Source organism: Streptomyces sp. NBC_01003, from assembly GCF_045162695.1.
Lineage (GTDB): Bacteria > Actinomycetota > Actinomycetes > Streptomycetales > Streptomycetaceae > Streptomyces.
In genome coordinates, this window is record NZ_CP108707.1 from 7,339,435 (window position 1) to 7,361,375 (window position 21,941).

Consider the following 21,941-nt stretch of genomic DNA (forward strand, 5'->3'; position numbering starts at 1 on the left):
TCCCATGACCAACAGCAACGCCCGCGACGCCGTGGACCCCGCCGTCCGCGCCGAACTCGCCCGCCTGCGCGACAGCATCGACAACATCGACGCCGCCGTCGTCCACATGCTCGCCGAACGCTTCAAATGCACCCAGCAGGTCGGCCACCTCAAGGCCGAACACGCCCTGCCCCCGGCCGACCCCTCCCGCGAAGCCAGCCAGATCACCCGCCTGCGCCAGCTCGCCGAGAGCGCCAAACTCGACCCCGCGTTCGCCGAGAAGCTCCTGAACTTCATCATCAGCGAGGTCATCCGCCACCACGAGCAGATCGCGGCCAATTCAAGCCCCGCCGGCAATTGAGGAGCGGGGTCCGGGGCGGAGCCCCGAGGCGGTGACGCCGGCGCCGGGTGAGGTCTCGTCAGAGGACGCCCCCCGGCCAGCCTGTCCCCCGCCGGAGGCGTACGGCAGCATGTCCCCATGTCCGTACTGACGCGCGACGAAGCGCAGACCCGAGCCCAGCTCATCGACGTCCAGCGGTACGAGATCGACCTCGATCTCACCCGCGGAGCCGACACCTTCGACTCCACCACCGTCATCGGCTTCACCACCCGCACGGCCGGAGACACCTTCGTCGAGGTCAGGCCCGCAGCCCTGCGATCCGTCACCCTCGACGGACAGCCCCTGGACCCCGCCGCACTCGACGACAACCGGCTCCCCCTCACCGGACTCACCCCCGGCCCGCACGAACTGCGCGTCGAAGCCGCCATGGCCTACTCGCACACCGGCGAAGGCATGCACCGCTTCACCGACCCCGCCGACGGCGAGACATACGTCTACACGCAGCTGTTCATGGAAGACGTCCAGCGCGTCTTCGCCGCCTTCGACCAGCCCGACCTGAAGGCCGTGTTCGACCTCACCGTCACCGCCCCCGACGGCTGGACCGTCCTCGCCAACAGCGTCACCGAGCACCTGGGCGAGGGGAAGTGGCAGGCCGCCACCACCCCGCTGCTCTCCACCTACCTCGTCGCCGTCGCCGTCGGACCCTGGCACTCCGTACGCACCGAGCACCGCGGCCTGCCCTTCGGCCTGCACTGCCGCCGTTCCCTCGCCCCCTACCTCGACGCCGACGCCGAAGAAATCCTCGACATCACCCGCGCCTGCTACGACCGCTACCACGAGAAGTTCGAGGAGCCCTACCCCTTCGACTCCTACGACCAGGCGTTCGTCCCCGAGTTCAACGCCGGCGCCATGGAGAACCCCGGACTCGTCACCTTCCGCGACGAGTTCGTCCACCGCTCCGCCGTCACCGACACCGAACGCCAGACCCGCGCCATGGTCATCGCCCACGAAATGGCCCACATGTGGTTCGGCGACCTCGTCACCCTCCAATGGTGGGACGACATCTGGCTCAACGAGTCCTTCGCCGAATACATGGGCTACCAGACCCTCACCGAAGCCACCCGCTTCAAGGACACCTGGGTCGACTTCGGAGTGTCCCGCAAGGCCTGGGGATACGACGCCGACCAGCGCCCCTCCACCCACCCCGTCGCCCCCGACGCCGACGCGGTCCCCGACACCGCGTCCGCCCTGCTCAACTTCGACGGCATCTCCTACGCCAAGGGAGCCTCCGCACTACGGCAGCTGGTCGCCTGGCTGGGCGAGAAGGACTTCCTCGCCGGCATCAACACCCACTTCCAGCGCCACAAGTTCGCCAACGCCACCCTCGCCGACTTCATCGCCTCCCTCGCCCACCACACGGACCGCGACGTCCACGCCTGGGCCGACACCTGGCTGCGCACCACCGGCGTCGACACCCTCACCGCCACCGTCACCGAACACCCGGGGCAGGCAGAACTCACCCTCACCCGCGACGGCAGCCGCCCCCACCGCATCACCGTCGGCGTCTACGACCGCGACCTCATCGACGGCGCCACCCTCGTCCGCCGCGAACTGACCGACATCGACATCCCCGTCGACGGCGAACACCGCCTCCCCGGCCCCCGCCCCGCCCTCGTCGTCCCCAACGACCAGGACCTCACCTACGCCAAGATCCGCCTCGACCCCCACTCCGAGGAAACCGCCCTGCGCGGCCTGTCCCGCGTGCCCGACCCCCTCACTCGCGCCGTCCTGTGGAACTGCCTGCGCGACATGGTCCGCGACGGCGAACTCGAACCCCTCACCTACCTCGAAGCCGCCCGCGCCCACCTCCCCGGCGAACGCGAACTCGCCAACGTCCAGGGCGTCCTGGCCTTCGCCCGCACCCAGGTGGCCGACCGCTACACCACCCCCGCCGAACGCCCCGACGCACTCGCCCTCCTCACCGACCTGTGCGCCGACCTCATCCGCCGCACCGAGGACGGCAGCAACCCCGGCCTGCGCCTCACCGCCGTGCGCACCCTCATCGACAGCGCCGCACACGCCGACACCATCCGCGACTGGTACGACAGCGGCAGCGTCCCCGGCGGCCCCGAACTCGACCCCGAACTGCGCTGGCGCATCCTCGGCCGCCTGTGCGTACTCGGCGCCGTCGACGACGCCGTCATCGAGGCCGAACTCACCCAGGACCCCAGCGCCACCGGCCAGGAAGGCGCCGCCCGCTGCCGCGCGGCCCTGCCCGACCCCGACGCCAAACGCGACGCCTGGGACGCCATGTTCACCACCGACGACCTCTCCAACTACCTCTTCACCGCCACCGCCCAGGGCTTCTGGCAGCCCGAACAGAGCGACCTCCTGCACCCCTATGTCGCCCGCTACTTCCCCGACGCCGTAGCCGTCGCCCGCCGCCGTGGCCCCGCCGTCGCCGACGCCGCGGGACGCTGGGCCTTCCCCGCCCACGCCGTCGACACCCACACCCTCACCCTCGGCGAATCCTGCCTGGAGGACGACGACCCCATCCCCGCACTGCGCCGCAAACTCACCGACCAACTCGACGACCTCGCCCGCGCCTTGAAGATCAGGACGGCCACCGCCGCCTACTAGGGCCCGGAACGTACGGGGTCCGGCACGCCCGGACCCCGTACCACCAACCACCCCCTCGCCGCCCAATCCCCGCACGGCAGTACCACTTTCGGGTTCCGATCGTTGTGATCAACGGGCACGCCACCGCCACCGCAGACAGGCTGGAGGCCCCACCCGCACCCCCGAAGGACACCGCCATGAGCAACCCGCCGCCCCTCGCCGGAGGCCCCCAAGGCCCCCAAGCCCTGCGGCCGTTGCTCAACACCGTCCTCGACGCCCTCCACGACGGAGCCACCGCCCGAAACGGCCCCCTCCCCGCCGGCGGCCCCCACACCGTCACCGCCCGCCTGCGCGAACTCACCGGCGACCCCCTGCCCCACCACGGCACCGGCCCCGACACCGCGCTGCGCACCCTCGTACAGGCCCTCGCCGAAGGCGCCGCCGACCCCGCCGACCCCCTGTGCGCGGCCCACCTCCACTGCCCGCCCCTCGCCCTCGCCACGGCCGCCGACCTCGCCGCCTCGGCCCTCAACCCCTCCATGGACTCCTGGGACCAGGCCCCCGCGGCCTCCGCCCTCGAAACCCTCGTCACCGACGCACTCGCCCACGAGGTCTACGGCGACACGGGCCACGCCGGCCGGACCGCGCACCCTGGCCAACCCGGCCACCCCCAGGCCCTGGTCACCACCGGCGGCACCGAGGCCAACCAGCTCGCCGTCCTCCTCGCCCGCGAAGCCCACGCCTCAGAGGGCCCCCTCCAGCTCATCACCGGCGCCAACGCGCACCACTCCCTGCCCCGCGCAGCCTGGCTCCTCGGGCTCCCCGACCCCGTCACCGTGCCCGCCCCCACCGGCACCCTCGACCCGGCCGCCCTCGACGAAGCCCTCACCGACCTGCCAGGACCCAAACTGGTCGCCGCCACCGCCGGCACCACCGACGCAGGACTCATCGACCCCCTCCCGGAGATCGCCGACGTCTGCGAAGCCCACAGCGCCCGCCTCCACGTCGACGCCGCATACGGCGCCGGACTCCTCTTCAGCCCCACCCGCCGCACCCAACTCACCGGCCTCGACCGCGCCGCCACCGTCGCACTCGACCTCCACAAACTCGGCTGGCAGCCCGTCGCCGCCGGCCTCCTCGCCGTACGCGACCCCGCCGACCTCGCGCCCCTCACCCACCACGCCGACTACCTCAACGCGGACGACGACACCGAAGCCGGCCTGCCCGACCTCCTCGGCCGTTCCCTGCGCACCACCCGGCGCCCCGACATCCTCAAGATCGCCGTCACCCTCAAAGCCCTCGGCCGCACCGGACTCGGCGCCCTCGTCGACCAAGTCTGCGACCAGGCACAGGAGTTCGCCGCCACCCTCCACGCCCACCCCGGCTTCGACCTCTACGACACCCCCACCCTCAGCACCGTCCTCTTCCGCCCCCACGGCGCGCCCGACGAACGCATCGCCCACATCCGCCGCACCCTCCTCACCCAAGGCCGCGCCGTACTCGGCCGCGCCCGCATCGACGGCCGGCTGTGGCTCAAAGCCACCCTGCTCAACCCGCACACCCAGCCGGGCGACCTGGCCCAGCTGCTGAAACTGGTGGAAGGAAACACGGCCCGATGACCACCGCGCCCACCCCCAGGCCCCCGCACCCCGAAGCACCCCGCGACCTCGTCGGCATCGGCATCGGCCCCTTCAACCTCTCCCTCGCCGCCCTCGCCCACCCCCTCACCGAACTCGACACCGCCTTCTACGAACAACACCCCGTCTTCCACTGGCACCCCGGCCTCCTCATCGACGGCGCCACCCTCCAAGTCCCCTTCCTCGCCGACCTCGTCACCCTCGCCGACCCCGCAAGCCCCTGGTCCTTCCTCAACTACCTCAAAACCCGCGACCGCCTCTTCCCCTTCTACTTCGCCGAGCGCTTCCACATCCAGCGCGCCGAATACGACGCCTACTGCCGCTGGGTCAGCGAAAACCTCCCCGGACTCCACTTCGGCCACCAGGTCGACGCCGTCCGCTGGAACCCCGAACGCCGCCTCTTCGAAGTCGACTTCACCCAACTCGACACCGAAGGCGAAGCCGAAGCACTCGGCCGCACCTACACCAAGAACGTCGTACTCGGCGTCGGCACCGCCCCCTACATCCCCGAACCGCTGCGCCCCCTCGCCGAAGCCCCCACCGTCCCCGTCATCCACTCCGCCGACTACCTCACCCACCGCACCGAACTGCTCGCCGCCGACCACATCACCGTCATCGGATCAGGCCAGTCCGGCGCCGAAATCTTCCTCGACCTCCTCAAGAACCGCCCCCAAGGCCGCGGAAAACTCCACTGGCTCGCCCGCAGCGAAGCCTTCGCCCCCATGGAGTACTCCAAGCTCGGCCTCGAACACTTCACCCCCGACTACACCCGCTACTTCCACCACCTCCCCGAAGACGTACGCGACGGACTCGTCCCCGCCCAATGGCAGCTCCACAAAGGCATCGACGCCGAAACCATCGCCGCCATCCACGACGAGCTCTACCAGCGCACCCTCCACGGCGGCTGGCCCGACGCCACCCTCACCCCCGGCGTCTCCGTCCGCACCGCCGGCCGCGTCGCCACCACCAAAGTCGAACTCCACCTCGAACACCGCCGGCAGAACACCCGCTCCCGCCTCACCACCGACGCCGTCGTCCTCGCCACCGGCTACCGCGAACGCCCCCTCGACCAGATCCTCACCGGCCTGGACCCCCACCTCCGCCGCGACAACAGCGAACGCCCCCGCATCGACGAACAGTTCCGCCTCGTCCTCGACCCCACCGTCACCGACACCGGCAGCACCATCTACGTACAGAACGCCGAACGCCACACCCACGGAGTCGGCGCCCCCGACCTCGGCCTCGCCGCCTGGCGCAGCGCCACCATCCTCAACACCCTCACGGGCAAAGACCCCTACCCCCTCCCGCAGCGCACCGCCTTCACCACCTTCGGCCTCACCCCCAACGAAAACCGCGCCCCCCGGACCCAGTCCGGAGAACGCGGCAACACCCATCTGATCGAACTCAAGAACTAGAACACGGGCGTACCGTCCCGCGTCAGCCGCCAGTCCACCGAAGCGAACTCCGCCGGGTCCAGGGTGCCCTTCGCGGTCACCCACTCGGCGATCCGCGTACGGATCTCCGTCGACTCCGACCACAGCTCCTGCGCCGACGCCACATGCGGGAACGCCCCACCACCGTTCGCCCGGTAGTTGTTCACCGCGAACACGAACTTCTGCGCGTCGTCCAGCGCCGCACCCTGATACGTCACGTTCTTGATCCGCGACCCCGCCGCCTGCGCGACGTCGATGTCGTACGAAAGCCCCGACACATAGTCGTAGTTGTAGTCCGGCCGGTTGTTCGCGTTCGTCAGCTTGTCCACGTCCACGACCGCACCCGCCGCCGTCTGCACGAAATACTCCGCCGAGAACTCCAGGTACGCCCGCACCTGCGCACCCGTCATCAACTTCGCGACCAGCGTGTTGTCGTACACATATAGACCCGACAGATCCCGGATCGTCACCTCACCCGCCGGAATCGACGACGTACGCGAGAACGGCGAAGCCTGCGAAAGGACCGGCAGCGACGCGTACTCCGTCGACTTCAGGGCCTCCGTCACCACATCGGCCTGCACCTTGTTGATCAGATCGATGATCGGCGCGTCCTTGTACCGGGCGTCCACCGTCGTCAGCGTCGTCGTCGCCCGACCCACGACCTGGTTCACATACTTCACGACCAGCGCGTGCTCGTCCTCGAGCAATTTCGTGATCTTCGGGTCGTCCGCCACCGCATTCGAGTTCAGCAGCTTCGACGACACCGACGACACCGTCCAGCAGCCCCTCTCCCACTCCAACTCGAAGTCGAAGAGCGCCAGCCGCTCCGCGTAGCACAGCGGCTCCGACAGAACGACCGACTTCCCGGTCTTCTCGTTCGTCACCAACTGCTGCTCGATCTCCACATGCGCGTGCCCGACGAGAATCGCGTCGATCCCCGGCACCGTCCGCGCCACATTCGCCGCCGCGTTCTCCACGTACGGCAGCTGATCCCCCCACGACGACGTGCCCGAAGCGCCCGTGTGCGCCGACACGATCACCACGTCCGCACCCATCGAGCGCAACTTCGGCACCCACAGCGCGGCCTGCTCCTCGATACCGGGGAACTTCAACACGCCCTGCACATAAGCCTTGTCCCAGATCGCGATCCCCGGATTCGTCAGCCCCAGGATCGCCACCTTCACGTCCTTGCCGTGCGGCGTACGCAACTTCTTGATCACGTACGGCCTGAACGCCGGCTTCTCCGTCTTCGCGTCCACGGCGTTCGCACCGAGCAGCGGGAACTTCAACTGCGACTCGAACTTGCGCAGCGTGTCGATGCCGTAGTTGAACTCGTGATTGCCGAGCGCCGCCGCGTCATAACCGATCGCGTTCATCGCCTGTGCCATCGGATGCACCGGACCGTCCGCCGCGGTGATCGGCTCCACGCGCGCGTAGTAGTACGTCAGCGGTGTGCCCTGGATCGTGTCACCCGCGTCGATCAGGAGCGTGTTACCACGGCCCTTCTCCTCGCGCACCTGCTTCACCAGAGTCGAGATCCGCGACAGCCCCTGCGCGTTGCCCGCCGTGTCCGCGTACTCGGCGTCCTTGTAGTAGTCCCAGTTGAAGACATGACCATGCAGGTCCGTCGTCCCCATGACGGTGAACGAATACCGCTTACGACTCTTCGGCCGGCCCTCGTGCGCCTGCGCGGCCGGCGCCGACACCGCCCCGGTCAACGCCACCGCCGCACCCGTAGCAGCCGACTTGCCCAGAAATTTCCTGCGATTCAACGGCATCTCAGATCCCCTCCCGCACCACTCATCGACAGTTGCAACGCGCGTAGATTCTGGCCCCTCAACCCAACACGCAACAGACCTACGAGGTTTCAATCCGATGACTGTCCGATGCGCTGCTGCCACAGTGACCCCATGACCCCCGACGAGACGACACCCGGCGCACAGCCCACCGCCACCCCCTACGGCACCCCCCAAGCCCCCCGCATCGCCGTCCGCGGCGAAGCCCGCATCGAGACCGACCCCGACCTCGCCCGCATCGGCATCACCGTCAACGCCCGCGGCACCGACCGCCGCGAAGCCCTCACCGACCTCACCCGCCGCAACACCGCCACCCTCGACCTCATCAAGAGCTACGGAGAAGCCATCGAAAAAGTCGAGACCGGCGCCTTCTCCATCACCCCCGAACTCACCCGTCACGGCCGCTCCGAACGAATCCGCGCCTACCACGGCCGCGTCCACATCACCGCCGAACTCACCGACTTCACCGCACTCGGCGAACTCACCACCCGCCTCGCCGACCAGGACCTCACCCGCATCGACGGCCCCTGGTGGTCCCTGCGCCCCGACTCACCCGTCCACCGCACCGCCCGCCAACAAGCAGTCCACGAAGCCGTCCAGCGCGCCCGCGAATACGCCGAAGCCCTCGGCACCCGCCTCGCCGCCCTCATCGAACTCGCCGACACCGGAGCCGAAGACCCCGACCGCTACGGACCCGTCCCCGGCGCACCCCACATGCGCATGGCCGCCTATGGCGGCGCCCCCGACGACACCCCCGCACCCCTCGACCTCGAACCCCAGCGACAGACCGTCTACGCGAACGTCAACGCCCGATTCACCATGCACCCGCCCGAGCTGTAAAGACCCCGCCCCCCGAACACCCGCACCGAAATGCATGCTCATCACGCTCATCGGAGCACCCCCATGCACAATTCAACACTTGTCAATAGCCCTTCATCTAAAGGTGGTTGGGTAGTCATGCGCAACCAATTCCCTACCCGCCGGTAAGCCCTAGGCTCGAACCATGCGCCGAGCAAAGATCGTCTGCACCCTGGGCCCAGCCACCGACTCGTACGAGCAGATCAAGGCACTCGTCGAAGCCGGAATGGACGTAGCCCGCTTCAACCTCAGCCACGGCACCTACGCCGAACACGAGGAGCGCTACCACCACGTCCGAAAGGCCTCCGACGAAACCGGCCGCAGCATCGGAATCCTCGCCGACCTTCAAGGCCCGAAGATCAGACTCGGACGCTTCCGCGAAGGCCCCGTACTCCTTGAACGCGGCGACGAATTCACCATCACCGTCGAACCCGACATCCAAGGCGACCGCCAGACCTGCGGAACCACCTACGACGGCCTCGCCACCGACGTCACCACCGGCGAACGCATCCTCGTCGACGACGGCAAAGTCACCCTCGAAGTCACCGGCGTCGACGGCCCCCGCGTCCACACCACCGTCATCGAAGGCGGCATGGTCTCCGACCACAAAGGCCTCAACCTCCCCGGCGTAGCCGTCTCCGTCCCCGCACTCAGCGACAAGGACCAGGAAGACCTCCGCTGGGCCCTGCGCACCGGCGCCGACGTCATCGCCCTCTCCTTCGTCCGCAGCGGCCGCGACATCGAAGACGTCCACCGCATCATGGACGAGGAACACCGCCGCCTCCCCGTCATCGCCAAAGTCGAAAAGCCCCAGGCCGTCGACAACATCGACGACATCGTCGCCGCCTTCGACGGAATCATGGTCGCCCGCGGAGACCTCGGCGTCGAAATGCCACTCGAACAAGTCCCCATCGTCCAAAAGCGCGCCATCAAACTCGCCAAGCGCAACGCCAAGCCCGTCATCGTCGCGACCCAAATGCTCGACTCGATGATCGACAACTCCCGCCCCACCCGCGCCGAGGCATCCGACGTCGCCAACGCCGTCATCGACGGCACCGACGCCGTCATGCTCTCCGGCGAAACCAGCGTCGGCAAATACCCCGTCGAAACCGTCCGCACCATGGGCCGCATCATCGAAGCCGCAGAGGAAGACATCCTCGCCAAAGGCCTCCCGCCCCTCACCGAACGCAACAAACCCCGCACCCAAGGCGGAGCCGTCGCCCGCGCCGCAGCCGAAATGGGCGACTTCCTCGGCGCGAAGTTCCTCGTGGCCTTCACCCAGTCCGGAGACACGGTCCGCCGCCTCTCCCGCTACCGCTCACCCATCCCGCTCCTGGCCTTCACCCCGACCCCGTCCACCCGCTCCCAGCTCAACCTCACCTGGGGAGTGGAGACCTTCCTCGGCCCCCACGTCGACTCCACCGACGCGATGGTCGACCAGGTCGACGAACTCCTCCTCCAGTACGGCCGCTGCCGGAAGGGCGACATCGTCGTCATCACGGCCGGCTCCCCGCCCGGAGTCTCCGGCTCCACCAACCTGGTCCGCGTCCACCACATCGGCGAGGACGACTCACCCAAGTAGGCGCGGGTCAGTACTTGGGGCCTACGTGGGTGTCCATGAGGGCGACGGAGGCTTTGCGGGCGATGGAGATGTTGCGATGGTTCGCCTGTCGCCACTCGACGCCCACTCTGTCCAGGGTGTCGGTGAAGAGCGTGATGATGTCGCCCGACAGGTTGGTGAAGAAGTACCGGGGGTATTCGTAGCGCTTCTGCTCGCCGCCGACGATGCGGGTGGCCCAGTTGGTGATGCGGCAGCCATCGGAGTGGATGAGACCGCGAATGAATTCCCACGGACACGCGTCGACGATTGCTTGCTGCCAGGGTTCGAGAGCGATCTTGCGCTCGTGCTTCTTGCCAGGCCCGTGCTGCGGGAAGAGGCAGGGCCAGTGTTTGCTGGAGGCCGTGACTGCGACGCAACCCTGTTTCTTGACGCGGCACACGCTGTTGTCCGGCCGTACTGCTCGCATGGCCGCTTCGCAGGCGTCGATAAGGCCCGGCCAGGCGTTGTCCAGCACGATGCGGATGAAGTAGACGCCTCGCCGGTGGGCGTTGATGCAGCCATCGCCCAGATAGAGGCCCAACAGGTAGGCGTACGAGGCCTGGTCCTCGGGTGGGGCCGGCGTATCGACGCATCTGGGGCACGGGATGCCTGCGCGCTTGCGGGGTTCGATGTCGATCTGCCAGGAGCGTATTGCGGCCCGTGAGACCCCGGTCTCCTCGCTCACCGAGTTCAGACTGCGACCCTGGGAGACCAACGCCAGAGCTCGTTTGCGTGTGCCCATGTCGTACGTGCGGCCACTCTGTGCGACTGATCGCTACGACACGCAGCAAAAAGCGGATGTTCACGAGAACGTGGACATCCGCTTGGACGGTGACCTTTGAATCGAAGGAAAAGTGCCCCGAGTCGGATTCGAACCGACGCTGTATGGGTTTTGAATCCATGGCCTCTACCGCTGGGCTACCGGGGCCCCCTTCGAAACGAAGGTTGGCGGTCTCCCGCCGTGTCACCACCATATCGCAGGTAGGTAGGCTCTTGGGAAGCAGTACCCGTGCCCTGAACTAGGAGCTATCGTGACCGCCCCCGAGTCGCCCCAGCCCGTAGACGCGCCCGACGACGACAAGTCGCACGTCCCGCCGCTGACGACCCGTGTCGTCATCGCCGAGGACGAGGCTCTGATCCGCCTCGACCTCAAAGAGATGCTCGAGGAAGAGGGCTACACCGTCGTCGGTGAGGCCGGTGACGGTGAGCAGGCGGTCGAGCTGGCGCGTGAGCACAAGCCTGATCTGGTGATCCTCGACGTGAAGATGCCGAAGATGGACGGCATCACCGCGGCGGAGAAGATCGCGGAGGAGTCGATCGCTCCGGTGCTGATGCTGACGGCGTTCTCGCAGCGCGATCTGGTGGAGCGGGCGCGGGACGCGGGTGCGATGGCGTATCTGGTGAAGCCGTTCAGCAAGAGTGATGTCGTTCCGGCCATCGAGATGGCGGTGTCGCGGTTCCAGGAGCTGCGGACGCTGGAGAACGAGGTCGCGGATCTGACGCAGCGGCTGGAGACGCGGAAGCTGGTGGACCGGGCGAAGTCGGTGTTGCAGACGGAGTACGGTCTTTCGGAGCCGGCGGCGTTCCGTTGGATTCAGAAGACGTCGATGGATCGTCGGCTTTCGATGCAGCAGGTCGCTGAGGCGGTTATTGCGGACGCTGAGGAGAAGAAGGCGGCGAAGGGCTGAGTTCCGCCCCGCACCGCTCATGGCTGAGGCCCGTGCCCCCGGAGGGGTACGGGCCTCAGCCATGTGTGTGTACGGGCTCAGTCCTCGCCGAGGTACGCCTTGCGGACGGATTCGTCGTGGAGGAGGTCTTGTCCGGTTCCGGAGAGGACGACAGTGCCGACTTCCATGACGTGGCCGTGGTCGGCGAGGGAGAGCGCGGCCTGGGCGTTCTGTTCGACCAGGAGGATGGTCGTGCCCTGGGACTTGAGTTCGGCGATGGTCGCCATGATCTTCTGCATCATGATCGGGGAGAGGCCCATGGAGGGTTCGTCGAGCATGAGCAGTTTGGGCTGGGACATGAGGGCGCGGCCCATGGCGAGCATTTGCTGTTCGCCGCCCGAGAGGGTTCCCGCGGCTTGCTTTCGGCGTTCGCCGAGGATGGGGAAGAGGTCGTAGGCGCGCTGGATGTCCTTCTCGATGCCGGCTTTGTCGGAGCGGAGGAATGCTCCGAGCTGGAGGTTCTCGGCGATGGAGAGGCGGGGGAAGATGCGTCGGCCTTCGGGGGAGTGGGCGAGGCCCATGGCGACGATCTTGTGTGCGGGGACGCCGGTGAGTGGCTTTCCGTCGAAGGTGATTTTGCCGCTGAGCGGCTTGAGGAGTCCGGACAGGGTCCGCAGGGTCGTTGTCTTGCCGGCGCCGTTGGTGCCGATGAGGGTGACGACTTCGCCTTGTTGGACGCTGAAGGAGATTCCCTTGACGGCTTCGATCTTGCCGTAGGCGACCTTGAGGTCTTCTACTTCGAGGAGTGCGCTCACTGGTCGTCTCCTTCCGTGGCGTGTGCTTCCGCGGCTTCGACGGCTGCTGCGGCGGTGTCTTCGGGGGCGCCTTCGAAGGGTTCGCCGAGGTAGGCGGCGATGACGCGTTCGTCGCCCTGGACGACGTCGCTGGTGCCTTCGACGAGTTTTTCGCCTTGGACGAGGACGGCGACGCGGTCGCAGAGGTTGAAGATGAAGCGCATGTCGTGCTCGATGACGAGTACGGCGATGCCCTTGTCGCGGATGGCGAAGACGAGTTCTTCGGTGGCGCGGGTTTCTTGGGGGTTCATGCCGGCCGTGGGCTCGTCGAGGAGGAGCAGGCCGGGCTCGCTGGCGAGTGCGCGCGCGATTTCGAGCTTGCGCTGTTCGCCGTAGGGGAGGCTGCGGGCGAGGTGGTCGCGCTTGTGGGCGAGGCCGATGAACTCGAGGAGTTCCATGGCGCGTTCTTCGGAGGCGGCTTCGGCTTTCTTGAAGCCGGGGCCGCGCAGGAGCGCGGACCAGAGGCCTTCCTTTGTCCTGGTGTGGCGTCCGACGAGGACGTTTTCGAGGACGGTCATGTTGGCGAAGAGCCGGATGTTCTGGAAGGTGCGGGCCATGCCGGCTTTGGTGACCAGGTGGGGCTTGGGCGGGAGTGCGGTGCCCTTGTAGGAGACCTGGCCTTCGGTGGGGATGTAGAGGCCGGTGAGGCAGTTGAAGAAGGTGGTTTTGCCTGCGCCGTTGGGGCCGATGAGGCCGACGATTTCGCCGCTGTTGACGGTGAGGTCGACGGAGCGTACGGCGGTGAGTCCGCCGAAGCGCATGGTGACGCCCTTGGCTTCGAGGACGGCAGTGGTCGTGGTGGTGGTCATGCGGGTCACGCCCCTGCCTTGGTGGCGCCGACGGTGCTGTCGGGCAGGCTTTGTTGTTCTGGGATGTCGAGTTGGCCGGTCTCGTGGAATTCGAGTTGGCGGCGGCGGTTGGCGATGATGCCTTCGGGGCGGAAGCGCATGAGGATGACGAGTGCGATGCCGAAGGCGAGGAGCTCGTATTCCTTGAGGAAGGTGAGCTTTTCGGGGATGAGGTAGAGGAGCGAGGCGCCGAGGAGGGGGCCGCTGACGGTGCCCATGCCGCCGAGGACGACGGCGGCGAGGAGGAAGGCGCTGTTGGGGGGTGCGGCGCCGGCGAACTGGTAGGGGCTGGGCACGACGCTGTAGGTGACGTGGGCGCTGACGGTGCCGGCGAGGCCGGCGAGGGTGGCGCCGAGTGCGAAGGCGATGAGTTTGACGCGGAAGCCGTTGATGCCCATGGCGGTGGCGGCGGTCTCGTCTTCGCGGATGGCGATCCAGGAGCGGCCGATGCGGGAGTCGGCGGCGCGGGTGAAGACGAGTACGACGAGTGCCGTGATGAGGAGCATCAGGAAGAAGTAGTTGGCGAATCGGCCGAGGGTGAATCCGGCGACGTCGTGGCTGGCCCCGAGGTTGAATCCGAAGATTTCGAGGTCGGGGATGGAGGGGATTCCGTCGGGGCCGTTGGTGATGTCGGGTCCGGAGGAGCCGTCCATGTTGTTGACGGCGATGCGGAAGATCTCTCCGAAGCCGAGGGTGACGATGGCGAGGTAGTCGCCGCGCAGTCGCAGGGTGGGGGCGCCGATGAGGACGCCGAAGACGAGTGAGGCTGCCATGCCGGTGAGGGCGGCGGCCCAGAAGGGGAACTGGACTCCGGAGAAGCGGGAGAACTCGGAGCCGGAGACGAGGGCGGCGGCGTAGGCGCCGACGCCGAGGAAGGCGACGTATCCGAGGTCGAGGAGTCCGGTGAGGCCGACGACGATGTTGAGGCCGAGGGCGACGGTGGCGAAGATCAGGATGTTGACGCCGAGGTTGGCGTTGTGGTCTTCGCTCTGGGTGAAGGGGAAGATCGCTGCGGCGAGGAAGGCGATGCCGGTGGCGAAGCCTTTGTTCTGGGCGCAGAGGGTGGAGAAGCGGTCGAGTTGTCCGGCGTGGACGAGGGCCCAGGCGACGAAGACGAGGAGGAGGACGAAGCCGATGAAGGTTTCGCTCTCTTCGTCGTTGATGCCGATGCCGTAGGTGAAGGCGACGAGGCCGAGGGTGATGCCGAGGGTGACGATCAGTCGCTGTGTCCAGCCGGGGAGTTGGCCGGTGGGTGCGGGCTGGTCGGGCTTGGTGAGGTAGGCCTTGGCCGTGTCGCCGGGGCGGGGCAGGGCGAGGGCGCCGAGGACGGGGAGTGCGGAGGCGACGGCGGCGACGTAGGCGCCGGGGTCGAGGTTGGCGAGTCCGCCGAGTTCGACTGCGATGGCGATGGCCGCGTACCAGCAGACGGTGAAGCCGGCGAGGGTGGTGAGGAGGATCGGGGAGGTGGCGCCTGCGGGGTTGAGCCGGTGCAGTCCTCGTACGTTCCACAGGGGGAGGGCGAAGAGGAGGGTGATGAGTCCTGCGACGAGGGCGATGGTCTGGAGACCGGCGGGGTAGCCGTAGACGGTGAGGTCGCCGGGGAAGTCGGAGGTCCAGGTCCAGGACATGAAGGTGCTGGCGATGGTGGCTACGGCGCCGGCGGCGATCAGGATGCGGGGGGCGCCTGCGGGGAGCGCGATGAGGCCGCGGGCGGTGTCGGTCTTCTGTGTGGTCATGGTGATCACGCCCTGTCCGCGACGCGTTCGCCGAGCAGGCCTTGTGGCCGTAGCAGCAGTACGAGGATGAGGAGGACGAAGGCCCAGACGGAGGCCCAGCCCTGGCCGCCGAACTGTTCCATGCCGGGGATGTCGGCGACGTAGGCGGTGGCCATGGCTTCGGCGAGGCCGAGGACGACGCCGCCGAGCATGGCGCCGTAGATGTTGCCGATGCCGCCGAGGACGGCTGCGGTGAAGGCCTTGAGGCCGGCTTGGAAGCCCATGTCGTACTGGACGGAGCCGTATTTGAGGCCGTAGGCGACGCCGGCGACGGCGGCGAAGATGCCGCCGATGGCGAAGGCGATCACGATGATGCGGTTGGTGTCGATGCCCATGAGCTGGGAGGTGTCCGGGTCCTGGGCGGTGGCCTGCATGGCGCGGCCGGTGCGCGAGAGGCGGACGAAGAAGGCGAGGGCGGCCATGCACAGGGGGGCGGCGATGATCAGGAAGACGTCGCCGCTCTGGATGCGGATGTCACCCAAGTGGTAGGGCCCGAAGGGGAGTTGCGGGAAGACGCGGGCGCTCTTGGCGTCGGGGTACCAGTTGAAGACGGCCTGCTGGAGTGCGAGGGAGAGGCCGATCGCGGTGATGAGGGGGGCCAGGCGTGGCGCGCCGCGCAGTGGCCGGTACGCGAAGCGTTCGGCTCCGACGGCGATGAGGGTGGCGACGAGTGCGCCTCCGATGAGCATGGCCGGTAGGGCTATCCACATGGATATGCCGTCGGGGAGCGCGAGGTAGACCGTGAGTGCGCCGAAGCCGCCGGTCATGAAGATCTCGCCGTGGGCGAAGTTGATGAGCTGGACGATGCCGTACACCATCGTGTAGCCGATGGCGATCAGCCCGTACATCGAGCCGAGGAACAGCCCGTTGGCCAGCTGCTGCGGCAGGGTGTTCACCGCGTGGCCTCCATGGGTGGGGAGAGTGGGGCAGGGATATGGGTGGGGCCGCGCGGTGACGGGTCGTCGTGGCCGCGCGGCCCTGTGTGGTGCGTGCGGTGCGGGGTGGGTCAGCCGGCGTCGTAGGTGCCGCTCTTGACGGCCTTCCACTCGCCCTTGGTGACCTGGTAGACGGTGAGCTGCTTGTTGGTCGTGTCGCCGTACTCGTCGAAGGCGACGGGGCCGGCGATGCCGTCGAACTTGCCCTTCTGGACCTCTGCGACGATCTTGCTGCGCGCGTCGGACGGGACCTTGCCGTCCTTCACGACGTTGGCGACGGCCTTGATGATGGCGGTCGCGGCGTCGTAGGAGTAGCCGCCGTAGGTGCCGTAGTCGCCGGGGTACTTCTTCGCCTTGTAGGTGGCGATGAATTCCTTGGCGGCGGGCAGCGTGGTGACCGGGACGCCGACGGAGGTGGAGAGGTCGCCCTCGGCGGACTTTCCGGCGGTCTTGATGTACGTGTCGGAGAACATGCCGTCGCCGCCGAAGAGCGGGATCTTGGCGCCGGCGTCCTTGAGCTGCTTGGTGAGGATCTGCGACTCGTCGTACTGGCCGCCGTAGTAGAGCAGGTCGGCGCCGGAGTTCTTGATCTTGGTGACGAGGGTGGAGAAGTCCTTGTCACCGGTGTTGACGTGGTCGGTGCCGACGACCTTGCCGCCGGTCTTCTTGAAGCCCGCGGTGAAGAGCTTGGCGAGACCGGCGCCGTAGGTCTGCTTGTCGTCTACGACGTAGACCTTCTTCTTCTTGAGCGTGTTGTACGCGTAGTCGGCCGCGAAGCCGCCCTGGAGGGCGTCGGTGGTGGCGGTGCGGAAGTACGACTTGTACGGGCGCTTCTTCGAGGTCTGCCAGTCCTTGCCCTGGGTGAGCTCGGGCGCCGTGTTGGAGGGCGAGATCTCGACGAGGTTGGCCGTGGCGAAGACCTGCTGCATGGAGGTGGCCACACCGGAGTTGAGGGGGCCGACGACTCCGAGGACGTCATTGTTGCCGACGAGGGCGGTGGCGTTCTGCTGGCCGGTGGCGGGGACGGCCTTGTCGTCGAGCGCCTTGACCTTGAACGTGACGCCGGGAACGGTGTTCTTCTTGTTGGCGTCGTCGACGGCGATCTGGACGCCGTACTGGATGCCGAGGCCGGTGGCGGAGTTCGCGCCGGTGAGCGGGGCGTCGACGCCGATGACGACGGTGGTCTTCTTGCTGCTGTCGCTGCCCTTGTTGTCGTCGCGCGATCCGCAGGCGGTGAGCGTGAGTGCTCCGGTGGTGAGCACGCTGGTCATGATGAGCAAGGAACGGTGTCGCACGATCAATCCTCTCCCTGGCGCGGCTCCCGCGGTTGGGGGCCGTGTGTCTCGCCGGGCCGTACTGGGGTGGTACAGGGCCGTGCAGCAGACGCGCCCGGCGGCGCGGTGACTGGCCGTGACTATAAGCGCAGGTGGGTGGGGTGGGGAGCTGAGGAGGGAAGGATGTGACGCTCTTGTTATGACGCGGTGCTCGTGGGCGGGTGCGGTGGGGGCGATCAGGCCTTCTGGTTATGGGTGGCCGGCGCTCGTGTGTAGAGAACATGCTGTTCCGCTAAGGAACTTGAGGTGATCTTGGTCCTTACGGGCGGGAGTGTGCCGCCGTCGGGGCGGGGGTCGGGTGCTTCGGGTGGCGGTGGCTCGCGTTCCGCATTGCTCTGTTGCGGCAGAGGTAACTGAGTGTTACTTCCGTGTGAGATCGGTTCGCGGTCCGTGGGGCGGTCCGGAGTGCCCTGTGCGCGGTCCGCAGGCGTCGTGCAGGTAGGTGGCGAGGTCGCGTGGGAAGGCGCCGCCGAAGAGGTAGCTGTGCTGCTGCTGTGCCTGACGGTTGCGCAGACCGAGGTCGAGGTGCGGCAGGGTGAAGCCGGGCGGCAGGGCGGTGCACTTGTATACGGAGATGCGCACGGTGAGGGGTTTCGGGGCGCCGCCCTTCACTGTCAGTGGCGGGGCGGGGATGGCGTGCGCACTCAATCCCGGTAGCCCGGCTCGCACTTGACGGATGGTCACGGAGTGGGTGTCGCGTACGGAGACGGTGAAGCGGAAGGTGGCGGTGCGCGGGTGGTGCGGGTCCGGCGGGCCTGTTCCCTCGTAGTGCAGGAAGGTGACCTGGGAGGGCCAGGGGGTGGGGGTGGGGGCGGCCGGGGTGGTGGTGAGGGCGGTGTACGCGTAAGCGCCCGTGATGGCTGCGGCGGCGAGCAGGGCTTGCAGGGTGCGGCGCAGGTGCGGCGGAAAGGCTGCCCAACGCTCGTAGAGGTGGCGGGAGTTGGGGGAGCCGGCCCACAGGGTGTCGGTGTGGGCGGGGGTGTGCGGGGTGCCGTCGCCGGAGGGGGGTTCCGGCTCGACGGGTCCGATACCGGCCATGCTTCACGCTGGTGCGGAGGGGGTGGGTCCGCCAATGTGGGCGGGGGTAACTGGGGTGTGTGTGCGGCCAGTTGGGTCATGGGCCGGTGTTGGCGGATGCCTGTGCTGTGGTGGCTGGTGGGGAGGGCTTCGCGTGGGCGGCGGGCGTGTGCCGCGCTGCCCGGCTCCCGTCCCCTGGTCGATGTCTGCACTGCCCGGCGCGGCGGCGGTGGCCGTCCGCGCCGGGAGCGGCGGCGTGAAGCGTCGTGATCGTGGTGGCGCCCTGTGACGGGCGGGCCCTGCGGGGATGAGTCCGGTGGCGGGCGGGCCCTGCCGCGGACGAGGGGCCTCAGCTCGTGGGTATGTCCTTGAGGAGGCAGGTCAGGCGGGCCGAGCAGACCCGCCGGTCCTGCTCGTCGGTGATCACGATCTCGTACGTGGCGGTGGAGCGGCCGCGGTGTACGGGCGTGGCGACGCCCGTGACGAGGCCGGAGCGGGCGCCGCGGTGATGCGTGCAGTTCAGGTCGACGCCGACGGCGATCTTGGAGCTGCCGCCGTGGAGCATGGAACCGACGGAGCCGAGTGTCTCGGCGAGCACGGCGGAGGCGCCGCCGTGCAGCAGGCCGTAGGGCTGCGTGTTGCCCTCGACGGGCATGGTGCCGACGACGCGGTCAGCGGACGCTTCCTTGATTTCGACGCCCATGCGGGTGCCGAGATCCCCCGCGGAGAACATGGCGGGCAGGTCGACGCCGAGCGCCGCGTACTCGTCTATGACCTCTTGCGGGAACTTCACGCTGCTGTGCTCGCCCATGGTGCCCGGCTCCGTTCGTCGTCTGTCGGTGTTCGTGTGGGTGCTGTTCGGCCTGGTCGGCTGCCTGAGCGAACGCTCAGTCGGTCGCCGATTGTTCCAGGCGGACGACGACGGACTTGCTGGTGGGGGTGTTGCTGGTGTCGGCGGTGGCGTCCAGCGGGATCAGGACGTTGGTCTCCGGGTAGTACGCGGCGGCGCAGCCCCGGGCCGTCGGGTAGTGGACGACGCGGAAGCCGGGGGCGCGGCGCTCCACGCGGTCCGTCCACTCGCTGACCAGGTCGACGTAGGAGCCGTCGGCGAGGCCCAGGTCCCGGGCGTCGTGGGGGCTGACGAGGACGACCCGGCGGCCGTTCCTGATGCCGCGGTAGCGGTCGTCGAGGCCGTAGATCGTGGTGTTGTACTGGTCGTGCGAGCGCAGGGTCTGCAGCAGCAGCCGGCCCTCGGGGAGCTTGGGGTACTCGACGGGCGCGGCCGTGAAGTTCGCCTTGCCGGTGGTGGTGGGGAAGCGCCGCTCGTCGCGGGGACCGTGCGGCAGGGTGAAGCCGCCAGGGCGACCGGCAGAACCAGTCACGCGCGTGTTGAAGTCCTCGAAGCCCGGGATGACGTTCGCGATGCGGTCGCGGACCGTGGCGTAGTCCTTCTCGAACTCCTCCCAGGGCGTGCGTGACGCCTCGCCCAGGACGCGGCGCGCGAGGCGGGCCACGATCGCCGGCTCCGACAGGAGGTGCTTGCTCGCGGGCGCGAGGCGGCCACGGGAGGCGTGGACCATGCTCATGGAATCCTCGACGGTCACGAACTGCGCTGTGCTTTTCCCGTTCGGGCCGACCTGGACGTCGCGCTCGGTGCGGCCCAGCGTCGGCAGGATCAGGGCGCGCGCGCCGGTGACCGCGTGGGAGCGGTTGAGCTTCGTCGACACGTGGACCGTCAGGGCGGCGCGGCGCATCGCGGCTTCGGTGACGTCGGTGTCGGGGGAGGCCGCCACGAAGTTGCCGCCCATCGCGAAGAACACCTTCGCCTCGCCGTCGCGGAGCGCCTCGATGGCCCGTACGACGTCGAAGCCGTGCTTGCGGGGCGGCGCGAAGCCGAACTCCTTCTCCAGGGCGTCCAGGAAGGCGGGCGTGGGGCGTTCGAAGACGCCCATGGTGCGGTCGCCCTGCACGTTGGAGTGGCCGCGCACCGGGCAGACACCCGCGCCGGGGCGGCCGATGTTCCCGCGCAGCAGCAGGAAGTTGACCACTTCGCGGATCGTGGGCACGGAGTGCTTGTGCTGGGTGAGGCCCATCGCCCAGCACACGACGGTGCGCTCCGAGGCGAGTACCAGGGCGAGGGCTTCCTCGATCTCGGCGCGCTCCAGGCCCGTCGCCGTCAGTGTCGCGTCCCAGTCGGCGGCGCGGGCGGCGGCGGCGAACTCCTCGTAGCCGTGGGTGTGTTCCGCTATGAAGGCGTGGTCGACGGCGCCGGACCCCGCGCCGGAGGCGCTGTCGGATTCAGCCAGGATCAGCTTGTTCAGGAGGCGGAAGAGGGCCTGGTCGCCGCCGAGGCGGATCTGGAGGAACAGGTCGGTCAGGGCGGCGCCCTTGAACATGCCCTGGGGGGTCTGCGGGTTCTTGAAGCGCTCGAGTCCGGCCTCGGGCAGCGGGTTGATCGTGATGATCTTCGCGCCGTTCTCCTTGGCCTTCTCCAGGGCGGAGAGCATGCGCGGGTGGTTCGTGCCCGGGTTCTGCCCGGCCACGATGATCAGGTCGGACTTGTAGAGGTCCTCCAGCAGGACGCTGCCCTTGCCGATGCCGATGGTCTCCGTGAGGGCGGAACCGGACGACTCGTGGCACATGTTCGAGCAGTCGGGCAGGTTGTTCGTGCCGAACTCGCGGGCGAACAGCTGGTAGAGGAACGCCGCCTCGTTGCTCGTGCGCCCCGAGGTGTAGAACACGGCCTCGTCGGGGGAGGCCAGGGCGGCCAGCTCCTCGGCGATGATGTCGAAGGCGCGCTCCCAGGACACCGGCTCGTAGCGCTCGGCGCCGTCCGCCAGATACATGGGGTGCGTGAGGCGGCCCTGCTGGCCCAGCCAGTAACCGGAGCGGGTCGCGAGGTCGGCGACGGGGTGCGCGGCGAAGAAGTCGGGGGTGACCCGGCGCAGGGTGGCCTCCTCGGCGACCGCCTTCGCGCCGTTCTCGCAGAACTCCGCCTTGTGCCGGTGGTCGGGCTCCGGCCAGGCGCAGCCCGGGCAGTCGAAGCCGTCCTTCTGATTGACGCGGAGAAGGGTGAGCGCGGTGCGGCGCACGCCCATCTGCTGCTGGGCGATCTTGAGGGAATGGGCGACGGCGGGCAGCCCGGCGGCGGCATGCTGCGGCGCGTCGACCTGCGGCGCGTCCTGCGCCGGATCTGCCGTGGGCGGCTTCGATGCCATCGTCTGTTCCCCTTCGAGCACACGTGTGAGG

Annotated in this window: 17 protein-coding genes and 1 tRNA gene; 7 read left to right on the forward strand and 11 right to left on the reverse strand. The window is 68.3% G+C overall.

Going from position 1 to position 21,941, the window contains the following annotated elements; all coding sequences use genetic code 11:
* The first annotated feature begins 4 nt into the window (after nucleotides 1–4).
* The 4 genes from OG698_RS33430 (at nucleotide 5) to OG698_RS33445 (ending at nucleotide 5,990) form a co-directional block, all read left to right on the forward strand.
* Complete coding sequence (locus tag OG698_RS33430) at nucleotides 5–340, forward strand: chorismate mutase (protein WP_399970165.1); 336 nt, start codon at nucleotides 5–7, stop codon at nucleotides 338–340.
* 117 nt (nucleotides 341–457) lie between these two features.
* On the forward strand, nucleotides 458–2,959 hold the full coding sequence (pepN, locus tag OG698_RS33435) for an aminopeptidase N (protein WP_406107441.1): 2,502 nt from the start codon (nucleotides 458–460) through the stop codon (nucleotides 2,957–2,959).
* Between the two features lie 176 nt (nucleotides 2,960–3,135).
* Nucleotides 3,136–4,557, forward strand: a complete 1,422-nt coding sequence (locus OG698_RS33440) for a pyridoxal phosphate-dependent decarboxylase family protein (RefSeq protein ID WP_406107443.1) — start codon at nucleotides 3,136–3,138, stop codon at nucleotides 4,555–4,557.
* On the forward strand, nucleotides 4,554–5,990 hold the full coding sequence (locus OG698_RS33445) for a lysine N(6)-hydroxylase/L-ornithine N(5)-oxygenase family protein (protein WP_406107445.1): 1,437 nt from the start codon (nucleotides 4,554–4,556) through the stop codon (nucleotides 5,988–5,990). The genes OG698_RS33440 and OG698_RS33445 overlap by 4 nt, the downstream gene beginning before the upstream one ends.
* On the opposite strand, the gene OG698_RS33450 is transcribed toward OG698_RS33445, so the two are convergent.
* A complete protein-coding gene (locus OG698_RS33450) occupies nucleotides 5,987–7,786 on the reverse strand; it encodes a 5'-nucleotidase C-terminal domain-containing protein (protein ID WP_406107447.1) in 1,800 nt (599 codons plus the stop codon). The genes OG698_RS33445 and OG698_RS33450 overlap by 4 nt on opposite strands.
* Before the next feature lie 132 nt (nucleotides 7,787–7,918).
* Here OG698_RS33450 and OG698_RS33455 point away from each other — a divergent pair, with 132 nt between their 5' ends.
* Nucleotides 7,919–8,644 carry an SIMPL domain-containing protein gene (locus OG698_RS33455; RefSeq protein ID WP_406107449.1) on the forward strand — a complete coding sequence of 242 codons (726 nt, stop codon included), beginning with the start codon at nucleotides 7,919–7,921 and terminating at the stop codon, nucleotides 8,642–8,644.
* A 163-nt stretch (nucleotides 8,645–8,807) separates the two neighbouring features.
* Nucleotides 8,808–10,244, forward strand: coding sequence for a pyruvate kinase (gene pyk / locus OG698_RS33460; protein ID WP_406107450.1), 1,437 nt, complete (start codon nucleotides 8,808–8,810; stop codon nucleotides 10,242–10,244).
* 7 nt (nucleotides 10,245–10,251) lie between these two features.
* Here pyk and OG698_RS33465 read toward each other — a convergent pair whose 3' ends face one another.
* Both OG698_RS33465 and OG698_RS33470 read right to left on the reverse strand, forming a co-directional pair.
* Nucleotides 10,252–11,004, reverse strand: coding sequence for a transcriptional regulator (locus tag OG698_RS33465; protein WP_406107452.1), 753 nt, complete (start codon nucleotides 11,002–11,004; stop codon nucleotides 10,252–10,254).
* Between the two features lie 113 nt (nucleotides 11,005–11,117).
* Nucleotides 11,118–11,190: transfer RNA gene (locus tag OG698_RS33470), tRNA-Leu, on the reverse strand.
* 103 nt (nucleotides 11,191–11,293) lie between these two features.
* Between OG698_RS33470 and OG698_RS33475 the strand changes: the two genes are divergently transcribed.
* The gene (locus OG698_RS33475) at nucleotides 11,294–11,950 is read left to right on the forward strand and encodes an ANTAR domain-containing response regulator (RefSeq protein WP_399970178.1); all 657 of its coding nucleotides are present in this window, start codon (nucleotides 11,294–11,296) and stop codon (nucleotides 11,948–11,950) included.
* A gap of 77 nt (nucleotides 11,951–12,027) precedes the next feature.
* On the opposite strand, the gene OG698_RS33480 is transcribed toward OG698_RS33475, so the two are convergent.
* The 8 genes from OG698_RS33480 to OG698_RS33515 all read right to left on the reverse strand — a co-directional run bounded on the left by OG698_RS33480 (nucleotide 12,028) and on the right by OG698_RS33515 (nucleotide 21,910).
* Nucleotides 12,028–12,744: an ABC transporter ATP-binding protein gene (locus OG698_RS33480; RefSeq protein WP_100592317.1), complete on the reverse strand. Its 717-nt coding sequence runs from the start codon at nucleotides 12,742–12,744 to the stop codon at nucleotides 12,028–12,030.
* Nucleotides 12,741–13,592, reverse strand: coding sequence for an ABC transporter ATP-binding protein (locus tag OG698_RS33485; RefSeq protein WP_100592318.1), 852 nt, complete (start codon nucleotides 13,590–13,592; stop codon nucleotides 12,741–12,743). The genes OG698_RS33480 and OG698_RS33485 overlap by 4 nt, the downstream gene beginning before the upstream one ends.
* 5 nt (nucleotides 13,593–13,597) lie before the next feature.
* Entirely contained in the window at nucleotides 13,598–15,367 is a 1,770-nt protein-coding gene (locus tag OG698_RS33490; protein WP_406107455.1) for a branched-chain amino acid ABC transporter permease, read from the reverse strand.
* A gap of 5 nt (nucleotides 15,368–15,372) precedes the next feature.
* Nucleotides 15,373–16,302: a branched-chain amino acid ABC transporter permease gene (locus OG698_RS33495; protein WP_100592319.1), complete on the reverse strand. Its 930-nt coding sequence runs from the start codon at nucleotides 16,300–16,302 to the stop codon at nucleotides 15,373–15,375.
* Nucleotides 16,303–16,412: 110 nt separating this feature from the next.
* Nucleotides 16,413–17,612, reverse strand: a complete 1,200-nt coding sequence (locus OG698_RS33500; RefSeq protein ID WP_406107456.1) for a branched-chain amino acid ABC transporter substrate-binding protein — start codon at nucleotides 17,610–17,612, stop codon at nucleotides 16,413–16,415.
* A 423-nt stretch (nucleotides 17,613–18,035) separates the two neighbouring features.
* A complete protein-coding gene (locus tag OG698_RS33505; RefSeq protein ID WP_406107458.1) occupies nucleotides 18,036–18,713 on the reverse strand; it encodes a hypothetical protein in 678 nt (225 codons plus the stop codon).
* Between the two features lie 328 nt (nucleotides 18,714–19,041).
* Nucleotides 19,042–19,503 carry a PaaI family thioesterase gene (locus OG698_RS33510; RefSeq protein WP_406107460.1) on the reverse strand — a complete coding sequence of 154 codons (462 nt, stop codon included), beginning with the start codon at nucleotides 19,501–19,503 and terminating at the stop codon, nucleotides 19,042–19,044.
* A 76-nt stretch (nucleotides 19,504–19,579) separates the two neighbouring features.
* Nucleotides 19,580–21,910 carry an FdhF/YdeP family oxidoreductase gene (locus OG698_RS33515; RefSeq protein ID WP_406107461.1) on the reverse strand — a complete coding sequence of 777 codons (2,331 nt, stop codon included), beginning with the start codon at nucleotides 21,908–21,910 and terminating at the stop codon, nucleotides 19,580–19,582.
* Nucleotides 21,911–21,941 lie beyond the last annotated feature (31 nt).

Bases quoted from the DNA above. Each gene is read 5' to 3' on its own strand.
- OG698_RS33510 (WP_406107460.1), bottom strand. From the start codon at position 19,503: ATGGGCGAGCACAGCAGCGTGAAGTTCCCGCAAGAGGTCATAGACGAG.
- OG698_RS33455 (WP_406107449.1), top strand. From the start codon at position 7,919: ATGACCCCCGACGAGACGACACCCGGCGCACAGCCCACCGCCACCCCC.
- OG698_RS33485 (WP_100592318.1), bottom strand. From the start codon at position 13,592: ATGACCACCACCACGACCACTGCCGTCCTCGAAGCCAAGGGCGTCACC.
- OG698_RS33450 (WP_406107447.1), bottom strand. From the start codon at position 7,786: ATGCCGTTGAATCGCAGGAAATTTCTGGGCAAGTCGGCTGCTACGGGT.
- pepN (WP_406107441.1), top strand. From the start codon at position 458: ATGTCCGTACTGACGCGCGACGAAGCGCAGACCCGAGCCCAGCTCATC.
- pyk (WP_406107450.1), top strand. From the start codon at position 8,808: ATGCGCCGAGCAAAGATCGTCTGCACCCTGGGCCCAGCCACCGACTCG.
- OG698_RS33505 (WP_406107458.1), bottom strand. From the start codon at position 18,713: ATGGCCGGTATCGGACCCGTCGAGCCGGAACCCCCCTCCGGCGACGGC.
- OG698_RS33445 (WP_406107445.1), top strand. From the start codon at position 4,554: ATGACCACCGCGCCCACCCCCAGGCCCCCGCACCCCGAAGCACCCCGC.
- OG698_RS33500 (WP_406107456.1), bottom strand. From the start codon at position 17,612: ATGACCAGCGTGCTCACCACCGGAGCACTCACGCTCACCGCCTGCGGA.
- OG698_RS33515 (WP_406107461.1), bottom strand. From the start codon at position 21,910: ATGGCATCGAAGCCGCCCACGGCAGATCCGGCGCAGGACGCGCCGCAG.
- OG698_RS33440 (WP_406107443.1), top strand. From the start codon at position 3,136: ATGAGCAACCCGCCGCCCCTCGCCGGAGGCCCCCAAGGCCCCCAAGCC.
- OG698_RS33465 (WP_406107452.1), bottom strand. From the start codon at position 11,004: ATGGGCACACGCAAACGAGCTCTGGCGTTGGTCTCCCAGGGTCGCAGT.
- OG698_RS33430 (WP_399970165.1), top strand. From the start codon at position 5: ATGACCAACAGCAACGCCCGCGACGCCGTGGACCCCGCCGTCCGCGCC.
- OG698_RS33490 (WP_406107455.1), bottom strand. From the start codon at position 15,367: ATGACCACACAGAAGACCGACACCGCCCGCGGCCTCATCGCGCTCCCC.